Genomic DNA, 25126 nt, shown 5'->3' on the forward strand with positions numbered 1-25126 from the left:
GCCCACCTATCGCCCAACGACTGATGACGGCGAGGCGTATGCCGTCGTCGGAGCGGTACAGGCGCTTGTCTGCGTAGCTGGCGCCGCGCGTTGAGGATCGCTCGCAGGGCCCGTATGGCAGGAGACGCGAACGTGGACGCTACCGCCCAGCGACGCGAATTACGCCGGCAACTGGCTGAACAGCGCCGCGCGCTCAAGCCACCGCAGCGCATCGCTGCCGCACAGGGTCTGCGACGCAGCCTTGAGCAGTTGCCCGAATACCTTACCGATGCACGCGTGGCCGGTTATTGGGCGTGTGACGGCGAGTTGCCGCTCAATCTTGTCATTCCACCACTGGCCACGCGTGGCCAGCAGTTTCTGCTACCGGTGATCGGCCCCAAGCATCACCTGCGATTCGCGCCATGGCAGGCCGGTGAAGAGGTGCAGCCCAATCGCTACGGCATCCCCGAACCGGCGGCGCCAAGTGAGCTGCTGGAACCGTTCCAGCTCGATCTGGTGTTGGTACCGTTGCTGGCATTCGACCGCCAGGGCAACCGGCTGGGTACCGGGGGCGGGTATTACGATCGCGCCTTTGCGTTCCTCAATGAACAGGTGCGCCCCACCGAGCCGCTACTGGTTGGCATTGCCTATGCGTTCCAGGAGCTGGAGCAGGTCGACGAGGAGCCGTGGGACGTACCGCTGGATTTCATCGCGACCGACCGCGAACTGATCGATTGCCACGCCACCGGCGAGGATGGAGAAGCCCACGCATGAGCAAAGCTACCCAGTATTGGCTGATGAAGTCCGAACCGGATGCGTTCTCCATCGACGATCTCAAGCGCAAGGGCCAGGAAGCCTGGGACGGCGTGCGCAACTATCAGGCGCGCAACTTCATGCGCGACGGCATGCGGGTGGGCGACAAGGTGTTCTTCTATCACTCCAACTGCGACGAGCCCGGCATCGTCGGCATTGCGGAGGTGGCGACGGACGCCTACCCCGACCCCAGCCAGTTCGACCCCAAGAGCAAGTACTTCGATGCCGCCAGCTCGCGCGACAACCCGCGCTGGATCCTGGTGGACGTGAAGTTCATTAAGAAGCTCAAGCGCACCATCTCGCTGAAGGCGCTACAGGCCGAGGCCGCGCTTGGCGAGATGGCACTGGTGCGCAAGGGCAACCGATTGTCCGTGATGCCCATAGGCGCCGAGGAATGGCGCCACATCCTGACGATGGAATAACGCTTACCCCTCTTACTGGAACACACCCATGAGCAACGCCAACGAGAAACGCCTGGCCGGCGAAGCCGCCATCCGCTATGTCGAGGACGGCGCGATCGTCGGCGTCGGCACGGGATCCACGGTGGCCTACTTCATCGACGCGCTGGCCGATCTGAAGGATCGTATCCAGGGTGCGGTGTCGAGTTCGGAGCAGTCCACCGCTCACCTCAAGCGCCTTGGCATCCCGGTGCTTGACCTCAACGCTACCGGCTCGCTCTCGCTCTATGTGGACGGCGCTGACGAATGCGACTCGCACAAGCGCCTGATCAAGGGCGGCGGCGCGGCACTGACGCGCGAAAAGATCGTGGCCGAAGCCAGCGCCAAGTTCGTGTGCATCATCGATTCGAGCAAGCAGGTGAACCTGCTGGGCAAGTTCCCGCTGCCGATCGAAGTGATCCCGATGGCACGCAGCCTGATTGGCCGCGAAATCGTCAAGCGCGGGGGTAACCCGGTGTGGCGCGATGGCGTGGTCACCGATAACGGCAACTGGATCATCGACGTGCATGGCTGGCAGATCGCCGACCCTGTGGGGCTGGAGAATGATCTCAACCAGCTCCCCGGCATCGTCACCGTTGGCCTGTTCGCGCGCCGCCCGGCGGACGTGGTGCTGATGGGCGACAAGGTGATGTAAGGCCATTAAGCACCCTCTGCTCAACCGGCAGAGGGCGCTGAGCTAGACGCCTGCAGGTGGAACGTCACCCGGGGCAAGCGACTCGTAGGCGACGCCGAGCGTAATGCGCGGACGGTCGGGCCCTTTGTGCAGCAACCGCACTTGGTCGATCAGCGCCTTGTCGGCAATGGTCATGCGATCCAGCATGCGCAGATGCTGGATCCAACTCTCGATCAGCAGCACTTCCCGCCAAAGCTCGCTATCGCGAAGATCGCGAAACAACCCCCAGTATCGACCACCATTGCGCAAGCGCAGATGTCGCAGTGACTCGGCCAAGGCGACAAATTCCGCCGTATGTTCCGGCGAAATCATGTACTCGATCGCCATCACCACATCGCCGTGATCCTGGTTGAATGCCACCTGTGGCGGTGCGGCCCTGTTGCGCTTCACCAGCCTCATCTCGCCGGCGTCCATCTGCGGAAACTGCGAGTGATAGGCGAAGAAAGCCCCCGCCACCATCACGATGGACGCGGTAAAGATGGCCCCGGACACGCTCATCGTCGCGGCGAGATGACCCCACAGGAACGAACCGATCGCCAGGCCCGCATAGAGCGACGTCTGATACAGCGCCAACGCGCGCCCTTTGACCCAGTCAGGCACCAGCAACTGCACGTTGGCGTTGTACTCGGTGAGCGCTGCGATCCAGCATGCGCCCGCGACCAGCAACGCGGGAAGTACGATGACTAGCGATCGGCCATAAGCCAGCAGCGCCAACATCGCCGCCATAGTGAATGCCGCGGCACTGATCAACCGACTTGAACCCATCCATCGGCGCATCACCGGAACCGCAACGCTACCGAGAATCGCGCCAATACCAATGGTGCCGAGCATATAGCCGTACAGCACGGCACTCCCGCCAGGCCAGTCACGCGCGACCAAGGGCAGCAATGCCCAGATCACGCTCGCGGTGAACCCGAACAAGAACGAGCGCCACATGGCCAGACGCGTCACCGTCGAATTCCAGGTGAAACGGACGGCGGCGACCATGCCTTGGCGAATGCTCTCCGGTGGCAACTGCCGTTCCGGCATGTCGTGTTGCCAATGCCATAAGGCCACGATCAAGCCGACGTAGCTGAGAGTGTTCAGCAGAAACACCCAGCTCGGCGCCAGCACGCTGAGCATGAGTCCACCCAACGCCGGCCCGATGGCACGCGCCGCATTGAAGTTCACGCCATTGAGGAGCACGGCCGAACTCACCATCTGGCGAGGCACCTGCTCACCCACCGCTGCTTGCCAGGCAGGTACGGTGATGGCGCTACCCAAGGAGATCCACAACACCGCAAGGAGCAGCCAGGTCGGGTCGAGATACCCCAGAAAGGCCAGCACGGTGAGAAAAATGGCGCCTGCCATCTCCACCAGCTGCCCCACCAGCATGATCTTCCGTTTGTCGTAGTTGTCCGCCAGCACGCCGGTCGCTATCGAAAGCAGCACCAACGGCACCGTCGAAGCCACCTGCACCATGGCCACCATGATGGGTCCGGCGTTTGCAGCGGTGATCACCCACGCCACCGCCACGGATTGCGCCCAGGTACCCAGATTACCCAGGAGGTTGGCGGCCCAGATCTGCCGGAACACCGGTACGGTCAGCGGCGTGAGCACACCGCACTCTCGATCCCCGGCTGGCTTGGGAGCAGCGTCGACCTCGGGCGTGGTGGACTGGAGCATCAGCGGCCCACGGGCTAGCCGGCCGCACCGGCATGGGAAGCCAAGGGTCGATGTTCACCTGTCCTTGGGTTGTGAATATCGCCAGCCCAAACGTTGGCCGAGCGGCCATCCTTCGATTGCCGGGAGAACGCGGTTTCTTGCGCCAGCGGCCCGCTTGTTCTGCTGTCTGCCCACCGCTAGGCTCCGTTGCGGGGGCCAGGAGCGGTGAATGGAACGTATCGCTTGCCCGTCTGCACCCAGCCAACCCGGCTGCAGACGGCATCATCGGCACGAACGCGTGATTTATGCGCCGCCATTGCGCAGGGACGTTATCGTCACCACGCCTCGTTTCAACTGCCCCAGATCGCGCGCACATCAGCACAGGCTCCACGCGCTTATTCGTACGCCCGCCCATCAGGCTGGCACCTGTAAACAGTGACTCCAGAAAGGAAGGGGACTCGGCATGACCAACGGCGAGAAGATATGGATTGCGGAGAATGGGCAGAAGAGCGGCCCATTCCTCGAAGAGGACGTGCGTCGATGGATCACTGAAGGGCGCTTTGGGCCCACGACGCTGGCATGGCGCAAAGGCATGCCGGAATGGGTTTCGTTGTCTTCCCTGTTCCCCGAAAAGGCCGCCACACCGCCACCGCCTCCGGCACCACCGAAAGCACCGGCAAGCGCGCCGGCTGTCTTCACCGCTGAGGATCGTCCGAGTTCGACCTACAATTATGACGAGCGGGCGCCTGCGCCATCGCCAGCACATTCAGAGTACGAGCCACACGACGACGATGCGTCGGATACGCTCAGCCGTCGCGATCTGCCTGCGCCACCCTCTCTGCATTGGGGCCTGGTGTTTTTGTTCAGCATCCTCACCTTCGGCATCTTCGCCATCATCTGGCCATTCATCCAGTCCAACTGGGTGCGCAAGATCGACGGCAACAGCAAGGCGACCATGATGCTTGGAGGTGGCCTGGCCTGCCTCTTCGTCGGAGAAATGCTTTCGGTGGGCAGCAAGGGATCCGCTCTTGGCGGCCTGCTCATACTGGCCTATGTCGTACTCTGGATTGTTGCGTATTTCTCGATGGCCGACTCGATCAAGCGCGCCCTCGCCGAGTACAGCCTGCCGGTTGAGATCGGCGGCATCACGCTGTTCCTCTTCAACACGCTTTACCTGCAAGGCCAGCTCAGCTGGATTGCTCGCTGGAAGAACACGGGATCGAGCAACCCGAAGGCGTCGAAGGGGGTGTTTTACATTCTCCTGATCTTCCCCTTGGTACTCGGGATACTGGCTGCGATCGCTATTCCGGCTTATCAGAGTTATGTGATCAAGGCGCATGCCGCCGCGGCACAGCGCGGGGAGTAAGAGTTCGGTCGGCGAACTTTGTAGCCTGGAGAGAAAGAGCCCGCCTTGATGGCGGGCTTTTTTGTTGGTGGTGATGATTGAGTGGTTGTGTGCAACCAGGGCGACTGATGCGCGACTTACGTTGGGCGTGTCGCACTGAGTCGCGAAAGACGCGAGCTGGGCATGCTCGTGGGCAAAAGCAGGATACGGGGAGTGGCGAGCTCGTTCCCAGCCTTTGCCGAAGAACAAAAAACCGCTTGTTAGGGCGGGCCTTCTCAATGTGCAGGACTGGGATTGTTCGCCCCATCCATGGGGCTCACCCCTCCGCGCTGGGCGCTACGGGGCCAGCACTTCGTGCTGTCCAGATTCGTTCCAGACGAATTTGTCGAACGAGGTTCGCCGCCCCCCCCAACTAAAACCCACGTGTTAGGTCGGGCCTTCTCCGCATGCAGGACTGGGATTGTTCGCCCCATCCATAGGGCTCACCCCTCCGCGCTGCGCGCTACGGGGCCAGCGCTATGCGCTGTCCAAATTTGCTCCAGGCAAATTTGTCGAACGGGGCTCGAGTCCTCTACCTCCCAATCAAAAACAAAAAGCCCGCCGTAAAGGCGGGCTTTTTGTTTTTGGCTGGGAGACTAGGATTCGAACCTAGATAAACGGAGTCAGAGTCCGTTGTCCTACCGTTAGACGATCTCCCAAAACCCTGCTGAGCGGTGCGCTCTGACTTGTTGCACCGGCCAGTCGAAGCGTGATTAGCGCTTCGAGAACTGGGTAGCGCGGCGGGCCTTGTGCAGACCGACCTTCTTGCGCTCGACTTCGCGGGCGTCGCGAGTCACGAAGCCAGCCTTACGGAGCTGGGACTTCAGGGTTTCGTCGTATTCGATCAGCGCACGGGCGATGCCGAGACGGATCGCGCCGGCCTGGCCGGTGATGCCGCCGCCAGCGACAGTGACGTTTACGTCGAACTTGTCGGTCGCTTCGATCAGCTCAAGCGGCTGACGAACGATCATGCGCGACGTCTCACGACCGAAGAACTGGTCGAGGGTCTTGCCGTTGACGGTGATCGCGCCGGTGCCCTTGCGCAGGAACACGCGAGCAGCGGAGGTCTTGCGGCGGCCGGTGCCGTAGTTCTGCTGGATAGCCATGATGGTTCCTTAGATTTCCAGCGCCTGCGGCTGCTGTGCGGTATGCGGGTGCTCGGCACCGCCGTACACCTTGAGCTTGCGGTACATCGCGCGGCCGAGCGGGTTCTTCGGCAGCATGCCCTTGACGGCGATTTCGATGACGCGCTCCGGATGCGTAGCCAGCAGGTCCTTCAGACTCGTGGTCTTCAGGTTGCCGACGTAGCCGGTGAAGCGGTGGTACATCTTGTCGTCCAGCTTGGCACCCGTGACGGCCACCTTCTCGGCGTTGACCACGACGATGTAATCGCCGGTGTCGACGTGCGGGGTGAATTCCGGCTTGTGCTTGCCGCGCAGACGGCGGGCGATCTCGGTCGAGAGACGACCAAGCGTCTTGTCCGTGGCGTCAATCACGAACCAATCGCGCTTGACGCTTTCCGGCTTGGCGCTGAACGTTTTCATTTCAGAATACCTAGTCTGCCGCCCTAAAGGCGGTTCACGTAATCGGTGGAACAAAGGCGCGAGATGATAACGGAGTTTTCATCAATCGCGCAAGCCCACCGACCGGTGGGATGCGAGCTGGCAATGATAGCATGATGAGCATGGCGCTTGAAAAGCCCCCCCACACTCGAAAACAGAAGATCGCTGCTCTCGCTGACCAGTGCGTGCAGTGTGGCCTATGCCTGCCGGTCTGCCCTACCTATGCGCTGGACGGCAACGAAGCGGAGTCTCCGCGGGGCCGAATCGCCATCGCTGCCGCCCTGGCGCGTGGGGATGCTGAGCCCACAGCCGGCCTGCGCACCCATCTCGACCACTGCCTGGGCTGCCTCAATTGCGAGCGCGTGTGCCCGGCCAACGTGAAATATGGCGAGCTGCTGGTGGAAACGCGCGCATTGATCGGTCCGAAGCCGAATCGCCCGCGCGCCCTGCTCGCGATGCTGAAGCAACCTACCCTGCTGCGACTGGCGACCCGGCTTGGCGGACTGACTGGCGTGGCCCACTGGAAAGCACGCCTGACTGCACGCCTGCCGGCCCATTCGGATTGGCGCGCGGCGCTGGAGACGTTGCCCGAGGCCGTCAATGATCCGTTGCCACCAACCCCCGAAAACACCCCATCGGATGCGCCGGTCGTTGCGCTATTCCCCGGTTGCGTGGCGAGCGTGGAAGACGCCACCGCTGAGAAAGCAGCCATCACGCTATTGCGTGCCGCGGGTTACTCCGTCACTCGCTTGCCCGCTTTTTGTTGTGGCGCCATCGATCTACATGGCGGGGAGATGCAGGCGGCAGATCGGCTGGCCGATCGGGTACGCGAGACCTGGCGGACCTCCGGAGCGACGCAGTTGGTCACGGTCACACCCGGCTGCATGGGCACGTTGCGGCGGGCGCTACCCGAAGTCACCGTAAGCGACCCCATCACGCTACTCGCGGCGCGAGCTGATCAGCTGACCTTCCGCCCGCTTGCACGCCGCGTCGCACTGCATCTGCCCTGCACTCAGCTCAATGTGGCGCGTAACGAAGGCGCTCTGCAAAGCCTGCTACGCAAAGTGCCGGAGCTCGATGTGGCCTCGGTAGCGCGTCCACCACACTGCTGTGGCGCAGCGGGCTCGCACATGCTGGAATTTCCGGAGCGCGCCGCGCGCCTGCGCGAAGGCGTGCTGGGACAGATCGCCACCTTGGCGCCACAGCAGCTGTTGTCGTCCAATATCGGCTGCCGCCTTCACCTCGCTGCGGGCATGGATGCCGAAGGCCAACGCTGGCCGCACATGCATCCACTGACCTTGCTGGCGCAGCAACTGGAGATATCGCCATGAACGCACGCACGCTCTCCCCGCTCGACCGCCTACTGGCCGGCATCGAACGCGCCCTGGAAACCGTAGCCGGTTCACCGGAAGCCGCCCGCCCCTCGCCTGCCGAAGCCTTCGAAGAAGCGGAACTCGACGACACCGAACGCCGCCACGCCGCCGGACTCATGCGCATCAACCACACCGGCGAAGTGTGTGCACAGGCGCTTTACGACGGCCAGGCAGCCCTGGCGCGCAACGAAGCCAACCGCGAACACCTGCAGCACGCCGCCGCCGAGGAAACCGATCACCTCGCCTGGTGCACCGAACGCCTGAAAGAGCTCGACAGCCGCCCCAGCCTGCTCAACCCGCTGTGGTACGCCGGCAGCTACGCCATCGGCGCCATCGCCGCACTCGCCGGCGACCCGGTGAGCCTGGGCTTTGTGGTGGAAACCGAGCGGCAGGTGGAGGCGCATCTGGAAGAGCACCTGGACAAGTTGCCGCCGCAGGATGAGCGTTCGCGCGCGGTGTTGGTACAGATGCAGGCGGATGAAATTCGCCATGCTCATAACGCCAAAGAGCTTGGGGGCATTGATCTGCCATTCCCGATTCCGGCGTTGATGCATTTGAGCTCGATGGTGATGAAGACGGTGGCGTACCGCATCTAGCCTCAACGCACTGTAGGAGCGCACTTGTGCGCGACCGGCGCATGGGGCATCGAAGCGTCTGCGCGCGCGACAACCACCCACCGGGGTCATGACGAGAGCTTGCGGTCGCGCACAAGTGCGCTCCTACAAGGGGCGGTGTACACCAAGAAAAAACCCGCCTTTCGGCGGGTTTTTTGTCACATCAGGTTGCGACCGTGGAACAACTCCTCGATCTCGCGCCGCAGCAGTGACTCGATCCGCTGGCGTTCCTTGAACGAGAGGTCATCCGCATGGGCCTCGAACAGATACGTATCCAGGTCGAAGTCCTTGATATGCATCTTCGTGTGGAACATGTTTTCCTGATACACGTTCACGTCGAACATCTCGTACTTCTGCCGGATGTGCTTGGCCAGGTAATCCTGCACGGAGTTGATCTTGTGATCGATGAAGTGCTTCTTGCCCTTCACGTCACGGGTGAAGCCGCGCACGCGGTAGTCGGCAATGACAATGTCTGACTCGAAGCTGTCGATCAGGTAGTTCAGGGCCTTCAGCGGCGAGATCACGCCACAGGTAGCCACGTCGATGTCCGCGCGGAAGGTCGCAATGCCGTTGTGGGGGTGCGTTTCCGGGTAGGTATGGACGGTGATGTGGCTCTTGTCCAGGTGCGCCACCACCGCATCGGAGATGGTGTCGCGGCCGAGCTTCTCCACCACCGGCTCCTCGGAGATGAGGATCGTGACGGAGGCGCCTTGCGGATCGTAATCCTGGCGTGCGATGTTGAGGATGTTGGCGCCGATGATCTCGGCCACGTCCGTAAGGATCTGGGTGAGGCGGTCGGCGTCGTACTGCTCATCGATGTACTCGATGTAGCGTTGGCGCTGCTCTTCGGACACTGCGTAGCAGATGTCGTAGATGTTGAAGCTCAGTGCCTTAGTCAAATTGTTGAAGCCCTGCAAACGCAGGCGCGGAAGCGGTTTCACCACAGCGACTCTCCAGGCCGGGAAGGGGCCAACAGCAAGAGGGCGGGTTAGCTACAAGGGTCCCCGCTAGATAATTGAACGTGAAAGCAGGAAGCTTCCACGACCCTTGTGACCGGAACGCGACAAAGGGGTCGCGTCGGAAAGACCGTGAAGTATGCGGCAAAAAAAGGGAAAACTGAACCTTCGGCTGGTTAAGTTACTTTGCCATAATGCCCGGAGGGGGGAAGGATTGGACTATCGGGGGGCGCTTGCGGCCCCCGTTTGAATCTACGGGATCTAACGTGGCGCAACTCAAATATCAGCTACAACAAGCCTTTGAACGTTCTCAGGCGCCAGCCAACTTTGCACCGGACCCGGCCTCGATGGAGCGCTTTCTGGCGCTTTGCCATCGCCGTCGCTATCCGGGCAAGACCGCGATCATCCGTCCAGGGGACCCCGCCAATACGCTTTATTACATCGTGGACGGCTCGCTGGCCGTGTGCACCGAAGATGAACAGGGTCGTGAATTGATCCTGGCCTACCTCAGCCGTGGCCAGTTCATCGGTGAAATGGGTCTGTTCGTGGAACAGGCGCAGCGCGAATCCATGGTGCGCACTCGCACGGCCTGCGAGATGGCCGAAATCAGCTATGAGCGCTTGTTCCAGCTGATGGAGGGCCCCCTGCGCGAGGAGTGCCCGAAGATTCTCTTCGCCATCGGCTCCCAGCTCACCCATCGCCTGCTGCGCACCTCGCGCCAGGTGAGCCGCATGGCCTTCATGGACGTGACCAATCGCATCTCCAAGACGTTGCTGGACCTGTGCCAGGAGCCGGATGCGATGACCCACCCCGACGGCACTCAGATCCGCATTTCCCGTCAGGAAGTGAGCCGCATTGTGGGCTGCTCCCGCGAAATGGTCGGCCGTGTGCTCAAGCAGCTCGAAGAGCAGCGCATGATCGACGTAGCGGGCAAGACCATCGTGGTGCGCGGTACCCGCTGAGTCGCAGAGGGCGTTCTGCGACTCAACCAGCCCCGTGATCCTGGCTCAGGCCGTGGTCACGGGGTTCAGTTAAACGACGCGGCGATAGCCCGTCAGCGCCCGGCTGCGCCGGTTCGCGCGACACCGCCCTTCTCCGGCTGGTAAACCATGTACACGTCCGCCCGCTCGTAATGCGAGCCGGCGCGCGGGGAAGGCTGCAACACAAAGCCCACCTGCGTGTACATGCGCAAGGCCGTCTTGAGCCGGCTGTTGGATTCCAGGAACAGCTCTTTACCCTTGCGCCGGTGAAACTCCTCGATGGCCGCCACCAACAAACTGCGGCCGGCACCCATGCCGCGGAAGGTTTCGTCCACGCCCATCTTGGACAGCTCGTAGACCCCAGGCGACTCCTGCAGCAGTGCGCAGGTGCCGATCACCTCGCCTCCCAGACGCGCGAAGAAGATGGCCCCACCGGGCGCCAGCACATGACGCTCTGGGTCTCCCAGCAGTTCGCGGTCAATGTCCTCGATGCGGAAATGCCGTTCCAGCCATTGCGCATTGAGGCGGTAGAAGTGCGCCTTCAGGGCCGACTCGTAGGGCACGATCTCCAGCTTGGCGGCGGTCAGCGCGGCGTGCTCGGCGAGCATGGCATTGACGACCGGGCGATCCTCCAGGGCCTTCTCGGTCGCGGCCAGGGCTTCGAGCAAATGGGCGAGCCCTGCTTCTCCCAACGATGCCTGGATGCCGCGACGAACGGACACCCAGATCGGCCCCAGCGCCGAAACGGCAGCGCGCCCTTTGTCGGTCAGCACCAGCAGGCTGCGACGGCCGTCCTGCACGTCCTTCTTGCGTAGCACCAGCCCTGCGTCAACCAGTTTGTCGGCCAGCTGGCTGACCGCCGAGTGAGTCTGGCCAATCGCTGTCGCCACGTCGCTGACGGTGGTTTCGCCGTGCTCCCACAGGAACCGCAGCACCGGAAACCAACGCGACTCCACGCCGGCACCACAGGAACGGTAAACCTCGTCGACCGCCCCGTAGAAGTGGTCACTGAGTGACTTGAGCCGACTACCGAGCGCCAGTTGGGCGAGTGAGGGGAGATACATGGGCGGCCTTAAATACTTGAAAGTACTAATGCACTCATCACCTGAAGGGTAGCAAGAGGGCTACCCCAGGCATCATTGATGCGGCCCTGACGCAAAAACCGACACGTCGCCGCAAGTCGCCCGCAGCGTGCTCATCCAAACAGGAACGAGAACCGGGCTAGAACCAGTCGACGCGGGTAATGGTGCGCCCCAGCGCCTTTTCCAGCTTCTTGCACAACTTGGGCGTGCCGTTCACCAGCACAGCTTCGGCTGCAGGCTTCAGCATGGGGGCATCGACCACTGAATCGCTATAGGCCACATGCCACTCCCCAACGCCGGCAGCAGCAAGTTGCGCGGGTTTGCGGCGCCCGATGTTGTGCACCTTCACGCGCATACCCAGCAGGCCGGGCCGCAATTGCGAGGCCAGCACCTCGACATCAGCAAGGCCAAGCTGAGCCAGGATGTGGCTCACCAGCACGTACTCGCACCCCGTCACCACGATGACGCGATCACCATCCGCCTGGTGTCGACGAAGCACATTCAGGCCGTCGCGACAGAATTGCTTGGGCTTGCGCACCAAACTAGCGCCGAACGCTTCGGCAACCACCTTGTAGCGGCGCTCGTTCAGGCCCAGCAGCCCGACATGCACTAACGAGCGCTTCGCCAGCCTGCGCGAGAACAGCGACATCAGCGCCACCCACGGCAAAACCAGCACCGCCGCCAGCTTGCGCAGCACCGAGCGTTGATACTGATGGCGCATGAACAGGTAGAACGCGTCGCCGTGAATCAGCACGCCATCGAAATCGAACAACACCGTGCGCGACGCGGGCGCGGTGGCTTCCACCGCCTCCGGCATGGCACTGATTTCCCCTGTAGACATAGGTTGCTTATCGGTTGGCGAACAAACGCTTCAGCTCAGCGCCCGGATCGTCGGCGCGCATGAACGCCTCGCCGACCAGGAACGCATTGATGCCGGCATCACGCAAGGTGGTCACGTCATCCGGCGTGTGGATACCGGACTCACTGACCAGGATGCGGTCGTACTCCATCAGCTGCTGCAGCTCGATGGAGGTGTCGATGGCCGTATGGAAGGTGCGCAGGTTGCGATTGTTCACCCCGATCAGCGGCACCGGTAGCGCGAGCGCGCGTTCCAGTTCTTCGGCGTCGTGCACTTCGCACAACACATCCAGATCGAGCTCGGCGGCCAGCAGGGACAGCTCCAGCAAGGCTGCATCACCCAGTGCGGCGACGATCAGCAGAATGCAATCGGCGCCGATCACACGCGCCTCGTACACCTGGTACGGATCGATCACGAAATCCTTGCGCAAGACCGGCAACGAGCATGCATCGCGCGCCTGCTGCAGAAAGTCTTCGCTGCCGTGGAAGAAATCCTTGTCGGTGAGCACGGAGAGGCAGGCTGCACCGCCCTTCTCATAGCTGCGCGCGATCGCCGCCGGATCGAAATCGTGGCGGATCACACCTTTGCTCGGACTGGCGCGCTTCACTTCGGCGATGACTGCCGGCAGGCCTTCCTCGATCTTGGCCTCGATGGCGGCGGCAAAGCCACGGGTTTCCGGCATGTCAGCCACGCGTGCGGCCAATTCAGCCAGCGGCAGCCTGGCGCTGCGCTCAGCCACTTCTTCAGTCTTGCGAGTAAGGATGCGTTGGAGAATATCGGTCATAGCGAAAGCTTGCGGGGATGGGGGATGAAGAGAGCGTGAGCGTCAGCCCGCTCCCGACAGTTGCCGCGTAGTGGCGACGAAAGCATCCATTTTTGCACGTGCCGCGCCGCTGGCAATGGTTGATCGTGCCAACTCGATACCGGCAGCGATGGAATCCACCACATTGGCCGCATACAGCGATGCACCGGCATTGAGACACACGATGTCGTGAGGCACGCCGCGATGACCTTCCAGCGCCTCCAGCAGCATGGCGCGCGACTCTTCCGCATTTTCCACGCGCAGGTTGCGGCTGGAGGCCATGGCCAGGCCGAAATCCTCCGGCTCCACCTCGTACTCGTGCACCTCGCCGTCACGCAGCTCGCCCACCAGGGTGGCTGCGCCCAATGAAATCTCGTCCATGCCGTCGCGCCCCCACACCACCAACGCATGCTTGGCACCGAGCTGCTGCAGCACGCGCACCTGAATACCCACCAGGTCAGGGTGGAACACACCCATCAGGATGTTTGGCGCGCCTGCCGGATTGGTCAGCGGGCCAAGAATATTGAACAGCGTGCGCACACCCATTTCCTTGCGCACAGGCGCCACCACCTTCATCGCCGGGTGATGGTTGGGTGCAAACATGAAGCCGATGCCGCACTCCTGCATACACTGCGCCACCTGGGCAGGCGGCAGGTCGATCACCGCACCGAGTGCTTCGAGCACATCGGCACTGCCCGACTTGGACGACACGCTGCGCCCACCATGCTTGGCGATGCGTGCGCCGGCAGCCGCAGCGACAAACATCGACGCCGTGGAAATATTGAAGCTCGACGCACCATCGCCACCGGTGCCCACGATATCCACGAAGTGCTCGTGCGCCGGCAACTCCACCTTGGCGGAAAGCTCGCGCATCACCCGCGCGGCGCCGGTGATTTCGCCGACGGTTTCCTTCTTCACGCGCAAGCCGGTGATAATCGCCGCCGTCATCAACGGGCTCACTTCGCCACGCATGATCTGACGCATCAGCTCAATCATTTCGTCGTGGAAGATCTCGCGATGCTCGATCGTGCGCTGCAGGGCTTCCTGCGGCGTGATGCTGACACGACGACCCACGGGCGGATTGCTGGAGGCTCCGTTCATGCCGCGAGCTTCAGCGGCAGGCCAAGGAAGTTACGCAGCAGATCGTGGCCGTACTGGGTGAGGATCGACTCAGGATGGAACTGCACCCCTTCCACATTCAGCGTTTTGTGGCGCAGGCCCATGATCTCGTCGATGGAGCCGTCCGGGTTCTCCGTCCACGCAGTCACTTCCAGGCAATCGGGCAGCGAGTCCTGCTCTACCACCAGCGAGTGATAGCGCGTGGCTTCAAACGGATCAGGCAAGCCGGCAAACACACCCTTGCCGCGATGGCGCACCGGCGAGGTCTTGCCATGCATGATCTGCTTGGCACGAATCACCTTGCCGCCGAACACCTGGCCAATGGCTTGATGCCCCAGGCACACGCCGAAAACGGGGATCTCGCCGGCCAGCTCGCGCAGCACGTCCAGCGACACGCCGGCGTCATCCGGTGTACCCGGGCCTGGCGAGATCATGATGTGCGACGGCTTCAGCGCACGGATGCCGGCCAGGTCCACTGCATCGTTACGCACCACCTTCACGGCCTGCCCCAGTTCGCCCAGGTACTGCACGAGGTTGAAGGTGAAGCTGTCGTAGTTGTCGATCATCAAAAGCATGGGCATGCCAACCGGTTGATTACTCGTCGAAAGATCGGCAGAGACGCGGTGCGTCGGGGGTGACTGCCGTTCCAGCGGGGCCCGCAAAACGCGGTGCCAAGAGGTGCATTGTGCTCAAACCCGCGCCGCACTGCAGCAACGGCGTTTGCCGCCACGCCGGGTAGCGGCCCGGCGTGCTATACCCGGCGAGGAATCCCCTGCCCTCAACCGGGCATATCGAGGCGCGGTGCATGAAGATCGCCCTAGGGTTCAAAGCGCATTCTGGCTGGGCTGCGACGGTGGCCATAGGGCTGCAGGACGAGCACCCTCTGCTGGTGGATCGACGCAGGCTGCCACTGATGGATGCCCGTGCGGCCCCTTGGGCGCGGCAGCCCTATCACGCGGCCGAAGGGATGGCCCCAACCCGCGCACAGGCCATGGTGAAGCGGGGAATCGAGGCCGCACGGCGCGCGGCGGCGGCGCATGTCGCCGAATGGCTGCAACAGCTGTGTGAGGCTGGCCATGAGATCGCAGGCGGCGCCGTGCTTACCAGCTCCGCCATGCCGGCCTGGACCACCGAGCAGATCCTTGCCGTGCATATCCGCATGCATCAGGCCGAGGGCCACCTCTTTCCGGATGCCGTTGCGGCGGCCGTGGCCACCTGCGGATTGCCGCTGGGCTTGATACCAGAGCGGGAACTGGACGACCTGGCGCCCTCCGCCTGCCCTTGGGCTGCCGACATCGCCGCCCTCGGCAAGTGGGCGGGGCCACCCTGGGGCGCAGACCAGAAGCACGCCACGATGGCCGCCCTGGTGCTGTTTGGCTCACGTCTGCATTGACAGCCGCCGAGGGTCGAGCATGGCCGCGGTGACGCCCGCATCCTGCAGGTGGCCCGGGAGCGCCCGCCGCAGCGCGAGATGGGCACAAGCTTCGCCCATCGCTGCAGAGGTCTGGATACCGTAGCCACCCTGCGCCGCAACCCAGAAGAAATCGCCGGCATCCGGCGCAAAGCCGCCGACCAGGTCGCCGTCGGCCACAAACGAGCGCAAGCCGGCCCAGGTGCGGGTCGGCCGCCGTATCGTCATGGTGGTGGCTTCTTCGATGCGATGGATGCCCAGCGCGATATCCAGCTCTTCCGGCTGTACGTCATGCGGCGGCACGGGATCGGCATTGGCGGGGCAGCCGAGCAACAGGCCCGCATCGGGCTTGAAGTAGAACGTCTCATCGACATCGGTGACAAACGGCCAGCGCGCCGTCTCGATACCCGTCGGCGGCTCGAACAGAAACGCGGCGCGCCGCTTGGGCTGTATACCGATGGGAGCCACGCCCGCGATGACTGCAACCTGATCAACCCAGGCGCCAGCCGCGTTGATGAGTAGAGGTGCGCGATAGATTGCATCGCCCGCATCCACCAACCAGTGACCCGCACCGCGCTCAATCGAGCGAATGCCGACGTTGAAGCGCAACTGCCCACCTCTCGCACGCATGCCACGCAGAAACCCCTGGTGCAGCTCGTTTACGTCGATATCGGCGGCACCGGGTTCGTACAGGCCGATGCGCGCCGCCTCGGGACGCAGCACCGGTACCGTGTCGCGCAGCCAGCCGCTATCGACCACGCGCAGGCCATGTGTGCGGGAGGCCATCTCCTCGTACAGCGCATGCACCGTCGTCACCTGTGCTGCCGTGCCGATGCTTACCGAGCCGCGTGGTGACAGGATCGGTTGAGCTGCAAACCCTGGCGGAGGTTGATCGAAGAAGCGGCGCGCCGCACGCGTCAACGCGCGCACCTGCGGTGAACCATAGGTTTCGGAAAACAATGCCGCCGAGCGTCCGGTGGAATGCACGCCCGCGTGTTCCTCGCGCTCCAGCACCAGCACGCGTGCATGCGGCGCCATGAAATAGGCTACCGAAGCGCCTGCCATCCCTGCGCCGATAACAATGACATCGGCATCTACGGTCGCACTCATCATCACGGTTCCAACGTTGGTAGTTGCCACGTTGCGCGCAAGCGCGCGTACTCGCTCTGCGGCAGCAGCACAAACACCGGCTGCTCCTCGGGCTTCAGCCAGGCCAACAACTGGCGCATGACCGCTTCTGGCATGGCGGTGCAGCCGGCCGTGGCGTCGCCCGGCGAACGCCACACGTGCGCAAAAATGCAGCTGCCGGCGCCAGCTTGCCCCTGCGCGTTGTGCTCGATCACGAAGCCGACCGTGTAGAGCGCATCACCATTGAGATGCAAGTCGCGACGCATCGGCTCACTGGAACCGGCCACCGCCTGTTCGCCAACCTGACGCGCATCCACGATGCGGTTGTAATACGGCGAGCCGCTGACATCCATGCAGTAATCAGAATCCTGCAGAGCACGATAGGGCATGCGCGTATCCGCGCTCGTGGCATAACCGAAGGTCTCACCAATGCGATACACGCCAGCAGCGCTACGGCCATCACCCTCCTGCTTCTGCGGCCCCTGCGATTGCGCGGCGTTCAACCCCAGGCCCCAGGCTGCGCCAGCATGTCCGATGGTGACCGGCTGTGCATCGAACGCCGGCTGCCACCCACCCCGCTTGCGCTCATACGCGCGCAGCACGCCGTGATCGGTATTCCAGTCCGGAATCACCACCAACACCATCTGGCGAGAGCTGTGCCAGGCATTGTTTTCGCCGGCCATGGCCTCTCCTCCCACAAGAAGCGCCACAACGGCCAGGCACCATGGCAGCGCTACACGCCATATCGCCCCGGCATTCAGCGTCATCTTCGCAAGTAGTGACATATCAGTGGCTCAACTTTTCCACGTCGCGTACGTGACGAATCCCCAGACCAGGCGCGTTGGCCAGCGTGATCTGTGGACCATTGAAAACCGCACCACCCTCGACCGGGTTGTACTGGCACAACGACGGCCCGTCCAGATCGACCTTGGTGATGATCGCCGATCGCGCGGCCGCCACATGAGCGGCCGCCGCCACACTGATGCTGCTCTCCAGCATGCAGCCGATCATGCAGGTCATCCCGTGCTCCGCGGCGATATCGGCGATGCGCAGCGCGCCGGAAATCCCGCCGGCCTTCATCAGCTTGATATTGATGATGTTCGCCGCGCGTCGCCGAATCACTTCGAGCGCATCGGCGGGACTGAACACACTTTCGTCAGCCACTACCGGTGTACTTACCCGAGCCGTCACATGGCACATGCCGTCAAGATCACGAGCTGGAACGGGTTGTTCCACCAGCTCTGGTTGCACACCCGCGGCCTCGAGGGTACTCAGGACATGCACCGTCTGCTCTGCCGTCCACCCCTGATTAGCGTCCAGGCGAAGCGCGATACCGCTGCCCACCGTTGCATGAATGGCCATGACGCGCTCGATGTCGAGATGCGCATCCTTGCCCAGCTTAATCTTGAGCGCACGATAGCCGAGCGCCACCGCGCTGACGGCATCGGCCACCATGGTGTCCACGTCGTTCACGCTGATGGTGATATCCGTGTGCATCACCGGCGCACCGCCACCGAGCGTTTGATAGAGCGGCATCTGGTGAAGCTGCGCCCATAGATCGTAGATGGCGATCTCCATGGCCGCCTTGCCACTGGTGTTACCAGGCAAGGCGCTTTGGATAAGGCGCACGAGCCGGTCGATATCCGCCACGTCCTGATGGATCAGTGCCGGTGCGATGTGATGGCGAATCGCTTCGATGATCGTCGCGTGCGTGTCGCCGGTAATCGCTGCTGTCGGCGGCGCCTCGCCGTACCCGATATGTCCGGTGTCGGTTTGCACCATGACCACGATGTCCTCGACCCGCTCGACCGTGCGCAGCGCCGTGCGAAACGGCGTCACCAGGGGAACACGCAACATGCCAAGCTGGATATCGGTAATTCGCACGAAGCGTTTCTCGCCACTCAAGGCCGCACGTGCACGATGCCTTCCATGCGGTCGACATAGGAATGCTGTTCGTCGAGCATCAGGGGCAACAGCGGCGTGACGGAGACCGCGTTGAGCTTGACCCGCCGGAGGCCGCTATCACCATCGCGATAGCTGATACCCGTCGTGTCATGAATCACATAGGGTTCGCCGTTGTGATGGCCAATCACCATCATCACGTGCCCGGGTATGTAGACGAGGTCACCCACCCTCAAGGCATTCACCGCCTTCATGCGTGCATCGTGGCCATCTTTGGCGCTGAACGTCTGATGCGTCAGCACCGGACTGTTCAACTGACGCCCGGTGTCGCGCGGCATCTGCACGCCCATGCTGCGATAGACGTCTGACACGAAGCCGCTGCAATCGCGCCCGTCATAGGCGTGACCCCAGCCATAACGCTCTCCCAGGAACTTGAAGGCCTGGCGGAGAATATTGGCTTCGGTCAGCGGCAGGTATTGATCTGCAGTATCGCTCTGCCGCTGCACCAGCGCAGGCGAGAAAGCCAGCCTGCCGTCGCTGGTGCGCACTGGCAGCTCGACCACGTACGACGTGTACGGTGACTCACCGTTCACCGGCTGATCGGCGGGGTGGTCGATCAGTGCGGGAACGGCCACACCCATGTCCAGCTGCAATTGCGAAATGGCAGGCTTCTCCTGCGTGTAAACCGTGGCCACGCTCGCGCCAGTCACCACACGCCTGGGTGACTTATCAACATAGGTGAATACGTCGGCCGCGGATCCCTCGGCCACATTCTCCTTGCGAGTCCAGGCCGAATAACGCGGGCTGAGCACAAACAGCCACTGTCCATCGCGACTTTCATGCACGATGGCAACGGGCGTCCCTGGAAATTCCGCCGTTTCCTGAAAGCGATCAATGTCGGTGTCGTCATTCGACGTGAACACCCGTAGATCCGTGGGGAAACTGCGCAGCGCCGAGCGCCGCACGATCAGCCCATAATGGGTGGACTGTTCCGCCGGCACGCGTTCCAGCGCCAGCTGACTGGTGATTTGCTGCAGCGTGGCATCGGTGACGTGCTCGCCCTTGTCGTCATACAACGGACGTTTGGGCAGCCTGGATATCTCGTTGATCCAGCCTTCGACTTGCGCACGCTGCAAGGTGGCCGGCAAGGCGCCCAGATCGCGCATGGAAGGATCGTGCTGCAGGAGCTGCCGGTTCTGCGCGGCAATGGTCGGCCCATCGAGCAGCACGCGGTCGGGCTGGGTCAGCTGCCGGATCCAGAAATCGGGCGTCAGCATCTCGTCATGACTCATGCCGATGACGCCGGAAGGCGGCACCGAAAGAGCATCGCTGGATTGACCCGCCCACAGCGGCGCCGTGGCCATACTGAAGGCAAGCGCGCAAGCCGTCATTTGAACCCATCGCATGAAAGACCCTTGCCCGGCTACTGAGGTGCATGTCGAGCCGAGCATATCGCCCGTCGTCACTCAACGCACCCCTCGCCACATCGCGACAACAAGCCTGTACGATGCCAGCACGCACACCTGGGGAGGTCGGCATGAATGTGATTCGTACGTTGGGGCGGGCGACGGCATTGGCCATCGCACTGGGCAGCAGCGCGGCATGGGCGCAACAGGAGCCGCCCGTCACGCTCGACACGCATGTCGACATCCCCTTCGCCTTCATGCACGACCCGCGTTTTGATGCCGCGCACTCCGATGTGCTCAAGGTCGATCTGGACAAGATGAAGCGCGGCGGCCTCGACGCAGCCTTTTTCATCGTCTATGTGGAACAGGGGCCGCTGACACCGGAAGGCTACGCGCACGCGGTGGCTGAAGCGCAACGCAAGTACGACGCCATCGCGCTCATGCTCAAGACGTATCCGGATCGCATCCGGTTGGCTACCACGCCACAGCAGGTTCGAGCCAACCGCGCGGCGGGTAAGCTATCCGCCATGATCGGCGTGGAGAACGGCTATTCGCTAGGCCACGATCTGAAAAATATCGACAAGGCCTATGCGCGCGGTGCGCGTTATATCGGCCTGGCCCATATGGGCCACAACGATCTGTGCACCAGCTCCACGCCGGAGGCGGATCTTGGCGACCCGCCGCTGAGCGATGCGGGCATCAGTGACTTCGGGCGCGGCATGGTCAAGCGAGCCAACCAGCTCGGCATCATGGTCGATGTCTCGCATTCCTCCGATGCTTGCGTGCGGGATGTGCTGGCGATATCGACCGCACCCGTGATTGCTTCGCACTCGTCGTCGCGTGCGTTGACCAACCATCCACGCAATCTTTCCGACGATTTGCTGCGCGCCATTGCCGCCAAGGGTGGCGTGATTCAGGCAGTGGCGTACAAAGGGTTCCTGAAGCTCGATCCGGGTCGCGAACTCGCCGAGAAGGCGCTGCAGGCACAAGTCGCACGCGAGGCCGGCGACAAGACCTTCGACAGCGAAAAGCACGAGTACCTGCCTGCTTATATCGAGGGCATGCGCCGCATCGATGCCGCCTTCCCGCTGCCGACGGTAGACGATTTTGCAGCGCACATTCGCCACATGGTGAGCGTGGCTGGCATCGATCATGTCGGCATTGCCTCCGATTTTGACGGCGGCGGCTACATTGCCGGCTGGCAGGATGCGACAGAGACGCGCAATGTCACCGCCGCGCTGCGCCGCGCCGGCTTCCACGATGACGATATCGCCAAACTCTGGGGAGGCAACTTGCTGCGCGTCTGGGGCGATGTGGCCAAGCACGCCACGGTTCATCACGCGAGCAGTTGATGGCATGGTGACGAAGCCACCGCTGCGCACTGTGCCGATGATGGCGGTCCTGTTGCTGGCCTGTCATGCCATGGCGGACTCGACACCCGCGCTGTCGCCAGCCCAAACGGCTGCCGAGGCCGGCCTGGTCGATATTCGCCAGCTAGTGCCGGACATCGCCGAGGACATCAAGTACGCGGGTAGCGACAACTTTGTCGGTGTGCCGGTAGACGGCTATCTCGCACCGAAATGCCTGTTGCTGAAGCCCGCCGCCGAAGCCCTTGCGCGTGTCGAGCACCACCTTCGCGAGCAACATCAGCGGCTGCAGCTGTTCGATTGCTATCGCCCGGCGCGCGCGGTGAAGCATTTCGTGCGGTGGGCAGGCGATCTCAGCGATCAACGCACCAAGGCCGAGCACTACCCGAACCTGGACAAGAGCGCCCTGCTCGGCGACTACATCGCGCCGGTATCCGGACACAGCCGCGGTGCCACGGTGGACCTCACCCTGATGCAATGCGAGCAGGACGGAAGCAACTGCAAGCCGCTGGACATGGGCACGTCGTTCGATTTCTTCGGCACTCTCGCCAATACCGACTCACCTGAGGCCACGCCCGCACAGCACGCCAATCGCGAACGGCTGCGCGCGGCGATGGAGCGCGAAGGTTTTCGAAACTACCCGATGGAGTGGTGGCATTACACGCTAGGGACTGCGCCGATGCCGAATGTCATCTACGACGTGCCGGTGCAGTAGCGACGCTTCCGGCTACACCGCCCCTTCTAAAGCGCCGCCCACAAAACTGCCCCAGCCCCGCGCTTGTCATTCCGGCGCAGGCCGGAATCCAGTTGCCGCATGGGCTGGTTTTCGCAGAGCGATGGTCATGCTTTTCGTGAAAACCAAATCACACAGCCACTGGATTCCGGCCTGCGCCGGAATGACGAGCATGGCGTTTGACGCGACTTAGTAGCAGGCGTGAATCGTTTACGCCACGCGCGACAGTAATGGTCGCCGGAACAGCCACGACAGATCCGACACGGCCATGGAAACATGTGTCGCCAGACTGGAGACGGTAGCTTCGCGCTCGGCCAGATGCGTGGCAAAGCTCACCGCTTCAAACAGCTGCGCGCGGTAACCAGTCGGATCGCCATTGCGCCGAACCACCCAGCCGCGACTGGGGTGCTTCGACACGGAATACTCAGCATGGGTGGTGCTCATGGAGGAACCTTCGGACCCCAGGTCTATGCCTAGGTGTCTTTGTTGGGGTTCCTACAAGATAGTGAGCACTAGTTCTCAAAAATATGGGATTTTTCTGAAAGTGCTCTCAGAGAATTCCTACATTGAGATTTCACAAAGCATTGACGCGCAACGATTGCGCGCGGCCACCGGGTAACGATCCCCTACACCCTCACGGCCTCGGCGGCGAGAACGCCAGCACCTGCGAGGTGTAACGCTCCACCACCAGACTGAAGGGGCGATTGGCCTGATCGAACAGTACCGCTCGGTGCTGCAGCACATGGTGCGGAATCACCAGCGCAGCACCCTGCGACGGCGGCAACGGCGCACCACTCTCCCAGCCTTGCGGCAGCGGCGACCACAACAGTTCCGCTGACAGCGTCTGCCGGCGGAAATGCAACGACTGCACGACCTTGCCGAACGGCGTGTCGGTGGTGTCCAGCGCCTTATTCATCTCGTCGGTGAGTCGCGATGGCACGTACCAGTTATCTGCCTCAGAGAGCACGTGCTCACCACAGGCCAGTTGCACGCGGCGATAACGCACCGGTTCATCGGGGCCGATGCCCAGCTGCGTGCGTCCGTCTTCCGGCAATGGCTTGTCTTCGCCGAGTACGCGCTCGGCGACGATTCTGACGTTGGGGGCGAGATGATGCGCGCCGCACCACTGCTCCAGCGTCAGCGTGGCACTGGCATGACTGAGCAGGTTGGCATTGAGCGTCTGCAACAAGGCCAGCACCTCGAGTCGCGAGGTCACATCGTCCTGCCACACGGGCGGCGGCTCAGGGGCGCGCGAATGCGCCGGCACAGCGATCAGACCGCTGCTGATACCCAGCAGACACGACCATTTCGCACCACGATGCATAGCGCTCATCCTCAGAGTCCTTTCGCCGCCTGCGCCACTGCGCGAAACAGGGCACGTCCTTTGTTCATGGTTTCCTCCCACTCTGACGATGGGTCGGAGTCGTACACGATGCCAGCGCCCGCCTGGACATGCAGACGTCCATCCTGGATGACGGCCGTACGAATCGCGATGGCGGTATCCGCATCGCCCCACCAGCCGATCCAACCGATGGCGCCCGCGTAGATATTGCGCTTGTACGGCTCCAGCTCCTGGATGATCTCCAGCGCGCGGATCTTCGGTGCGCCACTGAGCGTACCGGCGGGGAATGTGGCCTTGAGTACGTCCATGTAACCCACCTCAGGACGCACCGTGCCCTGCACCTGCGAGACGATATGCATCACGTGGGAGTAGCGCTCGACCACGAAGGACTCGCTCACTTCCACGCTGCCGGTCTCGCTGATGCGACCGATATCGTTGCGGCCCAGATCGATCAGCATCACGTGCTCGGCGCGCTCTTTCGGATCGGCAAGCAATTCGGCTTCCAGCGCCTGGTCTTCCTCGTCCGTGGCACCGCGCTTGCGCGTGCCGGCGAGCGGGCGCACCACCACCTTGCCGTCCTTGAGGCGGGCCAGGATTTCCGGCGAGGAGCCGACGATCTGCGTATTACCCAGATCGACGAAATACATGTACGGCGAAGGATTCAACGCGCGCAGCGCGCGATACACATCCACCGGGCGTGCATTGAACCCGACGCTGAGACGCTGCGATGGAACGACCTGGAAGATGTCGCCGGCGCGGATGTATTCCTTTGCGCGCTCCACCATGGCTTCAAATTCTTCCTTGGTGAAGGAGGATTTGAAGTCGCTTTCATCCAGCGCCGTGCTCTGGTTGAGCTGCGGATACGACACACCACTCTGACGCAGGCGATAGACCAGCGCATCGAGTCGACGCTGCGCTTCGGCGTAGGCGTGCGGCTGCGAGGGGTCCGCGTGCACGATCAGGTAAAGGCGCCCCTTGAGGTTGTCGAACACCGCCACTTCTTCGGCGAGCATCAGCAGCACGTCGGGCGTGCCCAGCTCGTCGGCGCGATCCCACTTCGCCAGGCGCGGTTCGATATAGCCGATGGTTTCAAAGCCGAAGTAGCCGACCAGTCCACCGCTGAAAGCAGGCAACTGCGGCAGTCGCGGCACGTGGTACTGCTTGCGTAGATTTTCGATTTCGCCGAGCGGGTCGGCCACATGGCGGCGCTCGGTGACTTCGCCGGCATCTTCCACTTCCAGCTCGTGGCCGCGCAGGCGATATACGCGCTTGGCCGGCAAGCCGATGATCGAATAACGCCCCCAGGTGGCGCCGCCCTCGACCGATTCAAACAGAAAGGTGTACGGGCCGTCGGCCAGCTTCAGGTACACCGACAACGGCGTGTCGAGGTCGGAAAACACCTCGCGCACCAGCGGGATGCGAGTATGCCCCTGCGCTGCAAGTGCGTCGAAATCGTCTCGGGAGATCACGTGGGGAGAGTCCGGATGGCCAAGCTTGAACCGCCATTGTAGGGGCAGCGCCATGACGAACCGAAGCTCG

The 25126-nt window shown here is 62.7% G+C and carries 26 protein-coding genes and 1 tRNA gene; 10 read left to right on the forward strand and 17 right to left on the reverse strand.

All coding sequences use genetic code 11. The features are described from left to right. The first annotated feature begins 132 nt into the window (after positions 1 to 132). Genes AC0GUR_RS13030 through rpiA form a run of 3 tightly spaced genes read left to right on the forward strand, consistent with a single transcriptional unit; the run spans position 133 to position 1884 of the window. Complete coding sequence (locus tag AC0GUR_RS13030) at positions 133 to 753, forward strand: 5-formyltetrahydrofolate cyclo-ligase (RefSeq protein ID WP_472877921.1); 621 nt, start codon at positions 133 to 135, stop codon at positions 751 to 753. Beyond that, positions 750 to 1214: an EVE domain-containing protein gene (locus AC0GUR_RS13035; protein WP_472877922.1), complete on the forward strand. Its 465-nt coding sequence runs from the start codon at positions 750 to 752 to the stop codon at positions 1212 to 1214. The genes AC0GUR_RS13030 and AC0GUR_RS13035 overlap by 4 nt, the downstream gene beginning before the upstream one ends. Positions 1215 to 1242: 28 nt before the next feature. Beyond that, positions 1243 to 1884: a ribose-5-phosphate isomerase RpiA gene (gene rpiA, locus AC0GUR_RS13040; protein WP_472877923.1), complete on the forward strand. Its 642-nt coding sequence runs from the start codon at positions 1243 to 1245 to the stop codon at positions 1882 to 1884. A 42-nt stretch (positions 1885 to 1926) separates the two neighbouring features. Here rpiA and AC0GUR_RS13045 read toward each other — a convergent pair whose 3' ends face one another. After that, positions 1927 to 3588 (reverse strand): MFS transporter, encoded by a 1662-nt coding sequence (locus tag AC0GUR_RS13045; RefSeq protein WP_472877924.1) that lies wholly within the window; start codon positions 3586 to 3588, stop codon positions 1927 to 1929. Between the two features lie 442 nt (positions 3589 to 4030). Here AC0GUR_RS13045 and AC0GUR_RS13050 point away from each other — a divergent pair, with 442 nt between their 5' ends. Then, on the forward strand, positions 4031 to 4933 hold the full coding sequence (locus AC0GUR_RS13050) for a GYF domain-containing protein (RefSeq protein WP_472877925.1): 903 nt from the start codon (positions 4031 to 4033) through the stop codon (positions 4931 to 4933). Between the two features lie 603 nt (positions 4934 to 5536). Here the strand turns inward: AC0GUR_RS13050 and AC0GUR_RS13055 are convergent. From AC0GUR_RS13055 to rplM, 3 genes are all read right to left on the reverse strand, one after another. Next, positions 5537 to 5610: transfer RNA gene (locus AC0GUR_RS13055), tRNA-Gln, on the reverse strand. A gap of 54 nt (positions 5611 to 5664) precedes the next feature. Then, on the reverse strand, positions 5665 to 6057 hold the full coding sequence (gene rpsI, locus AC0GUR_RS13060; protein ID WP_038623370.1) for a 30S ribosomal protein S9: 393 nt from the start codon (positions 6055 to 6057) through the stop codon (positions 5665 to 5667). Between the two features lie 9 nt (positions 6058 to 6066). Continuing rightward, the gene (gene rplM, locus AC0GUR_RS13065; RefSeq protein WP_130619814.1) at positions 6067 to 6495 is read right to left on the reverse strand and encodes a 50S ribosomal protein L13; all 429 of its coding nucleotides are present in this window, start codon (positions 6493 to 6495) and stop codon (positions 6067 to 6069) included. A 134-nt stretch (positions 6496 to 6629) separates the two neighbouring features. On the opposite strand from rplM, the gene AC0GUR_RS13070 reads away from it, so the two are divergent. Next, entirely contained in the window at positions 6630 to 7844 is a 1215-nt protein-coding gene (locus tag AC0GUR_RS13070; protein ID WP_472877926.1) for a (Fe-S)-binding protein, read from the forward strand. Next, the gene (gene coq7 / locus AC0GUR_RS13075) at positions 7841 to 8482 is read left to right on the forward strand and encodes a 2-polyprenyl-3-methyl-6-methoxy-1,4-benzoquinone monooxygenase (protein WP_472877927.1); all 642 of its coding nucleotides are present in this window, start codon (positions 7841 to 7843) and stop codon (positions 8480 to 8482) included. Before AC0GUR_RS13070 ends, coq7 begins: the two co-directional genes overlap by 4 nt. Positions 8483 to 8658: 176 nt before the next feature. Here coq7 and speD read toward each other — a convergent pair whose 3' ends face one another. Next, on the reverse strand, positions 8659 to 9444 hold the full coding sequence (gene speD / locus AC0GUR_RS13080; protein ID WP_019465856.1) for an adenosylmethionine decarboxylase: 786 nt from the start codon (positions 9442 to 9444) through the stop codon (positions 8659 to 8661). A 278-nt stretch (positions 9445 to 9722) separates the two neighbouring features. Here speD and crp point away from each other — a divergent pair, with 278 nt between their 5' ends. Then, positions 9723 to 10418 (forward strand): cAMP-activated global transcriptional regulator CRP, encoded by a 696-nt coding sequence (crp, locus tag AC0GUR_RS13085; RefSeq protein WP_038623363.1) that lies wholly within the window; start codon positions 9723 to 9725, stop codon positions 10416 to 10418. Positions 10419 to 10510: 92 nt separating this feature from the next. Here the strand turns inward: crp and AC0GUR_RS13090 are convergent, their stop codons facing one another. From AC0GUR_RS13090 to AC0GUR_RS13110, 5 genes are all read right to left on the reverse strand, one after another. Then, positions 10511 to 11500 carry a bifunctional helix-turn-helix transcriptional regulator/GNAT family N-acetyltransferase gene (locus tag AC0GUR_RS13090; RefSeq protein ID WP_472877928.1) on the reverse strand — a complete coding sequence of 330 codons (990 nt, stop codon included), beginning with the start codon at positions 11498 to 11500 and terminating at the stop codon, positions 10511 to 10513. A gap of 157 nt (positions 11501 to 11657) precedes the next feature. Next, positions 11658 to 12359, reverse strand: coding sequence for an HAD family hydrolase (locus tag AC0GUR_RS13095; protein ID WP_472877929.1), 702 nt, complete (start codon positions 12357 to 12359; stop codon positions 11658 to 11660). 7 nt (positions 12360 to 12366) lie between these two features. Next, the gene (trpC, locus tag AC0GUR_RS13100; protein WP_472877930.1) at positions 12367 to 13161 is read right to left on the reverse strand and encodes an indole-3-glycerol phosphate synthase TrpC; all 795 of its coding nucleotides are present in this window, start codon (positions 13159 to 13161) and stop codon (positions 12367 to 12369) included. Positions 13162 to 13203: 42 nt separating this feature from the next. Next, positions 13204 to 14280: an anthranilate phosphoribosyltransferase gene (gene trpD, locus AC0GUR_RS13105; RefSeq protein ID WP_472877931.1), complete on the reverse strand. Its 1077-nt coding sequence runs from the start codon at positions 14278 to 14280 to the stop codon at positions 13204 to 13206. Then, positions 14277 to 14873: an anthranilate synthase component II gene (locus AC0GUR_RS13110; RefSeq protein ID WP_472877932.1), complete on the reverse strand. Its 597-nt coding sequence runs from the start codon at positions 14871 to 14873 to the stop codon at positions 14277 to 14279. The genes trpD and AC0GUR_RS13110 overlap by 4 nt, the downstream gene beginning before the upstream one ends. Positions 14874 to 15103: 230 nt before the next feature. Between AC0GUR_RS13110 and AC0GUR_RS13115 the strand changes: the two genes are divergently transcribed. After that, a complete protein-coding gene (locus AC0GUR_RS13115; RefSeq protein ID WP_472877933.1) occupies positions 15104 to 15691 on the forward strand; it encodes a hypothetical protein in 588 nt (195 codons plus the stop codon). Here the strand turns inward: AC0GUR_RS13115 and AC0GUR_RS13120 are convergent. The 4 genes from AC0GUR_RS13120 to AC0GUR_RS13135 form a co-directional block, all read right to left on the reverse strand. Then, entirely contained in the window at positions 15677 to 16819 is a 1143-nt protein-coding gene (locus AC0GUR_RS13120) for an NAD(P)/FAD-dependent oxidoreductase (RefSeq protein ID WP_472877934.1), read from the reverse strand. The genes AC0GUR_RS13115 and AC0GUR_RS13120 overlap by 15 nt on opposite strands. A gap of 2 nt (positions 16820 to 16821) precedes the next feature. Further along, on the reverse strand, positions 16822 to 17520 hold the full coding sequence (locus AC0GUR_RS13125) for a L,D-transpeptidase family protein (protein ID WP_472877935.1): 699 nt from the start codon (positions 17518 to 17520) through the stop codon (positions 16822 to 16824). A 103-nt stretch (positions 17521 to 17623) separates the two neighbouring features. Next, positions 17624 to 18721, reverse strand: coding sequence for a dipeptide epimerase (locus tag AC0GUR_RS13130; RefSeq protein WP_472877936.1), 1098 nt, complete (start codon positions 18719 to 18721; stop codon positions 17624 to 17626). A gap of 17 nt (positions 18722 to 18738) precedes the next feature. Continuing rightward, on the reverse strand, positions 18739 to 20145 hold the full coding sequence (locus tag AC0GUR_RS13135; RefSeq protein WP_472877937.1) for a C40 family peptidase: 1407 nt from the start codon (positions 20143 to 20145) through the stop codon (positions 18739 to 18741). A 131-nt stretch (positions 20146 to 20276) separates the two neighbouring features. On the opposite strand from AC0GUR_RS13135, the gene AC0GUR_RS13140 reads away from it, so the two are divergent. Together AC0GUR_RS13140 and AC0GUR_RS13145 are read left to right on the forward strand one after the other, a co-directional pair. Continuing rightward, on the forward strand, positions 20277 to 21497 hold the full coding sequence (locus AC0GUR_RS13140) for a dipeptidase (RefSeq protein ID WP_472877938.1): 1221 nt from the start codon (positions 20277 to 20279) through the stop codon (positions 21495 to 21497). Positions 21498 to 21537: 40 nt separating this feature from the next. Further along, on the forward strand, positions 21538 to 22227 hold the full coding sequence (locus AC0GUR_RS13145) for a M15 family metallopeptidase (protein ID WP_472878118.1): 690 nt from the start codon (positions 21538 to 21540) through the stop codon (positions 22225 to 22227). A gap of 228 nt (positions 22228 to 22455) precedes the next feature. Here AC0GUR_RS13145 and AC0GUR_RS13150 read toward each other — a convergent pair whose 3' ends face one another. The 3 genes from AC0GUR_RS13150 to trpE all read right to left on the reverse strand — a co-directional run bounded on the left by AC0GUR_RS13150 (position 22456) and on the right by trpE (position 25056). Then, the gene (locus tag AC0GUR_RS13150; RefSeq protein WP_472877939.1) at positions 22456 to 22689 is read right to left on the reverse strand and encodes a hypothetical protein; all 234 of its coding nucleotides are present in this window, start codon (positions 22687 to 22689) and stop codon (positions 22456 to 22458) included. 190 nt (positions 22690 to 22879) lie between these two features. Then, positions 22880 to 23578 (reverse strand): chorismate--pyruvate lyase family protein, encoded by a 699-nt coding sequence (locus tag AC0GUR_RS13155; RefSeq protein WP_472877940.1) that lies wholly within the window; start codon positions 23576 to 23578, stop codon positions 22880 to 22882. 2 nt (positions 23579 to 23580) lie between these two features. Continuing rightward, complete coding sequence (trpE, locus tag AC0GUR_RS13160) at positions 23581 to 25056, reverse strand: anthranilate synthase component I (RefSeq protein ID WP_472878119.1); 1476 nt, start codon at positions 25054 to 25056, stop codon at positions 23581 to 23583. Between the last annotated feature and the right edge of the window lie 70 nt (positions 25057 to 25126).

The organism is Dyella sp. PARNA 12/25, assembly GCF_055702865.1.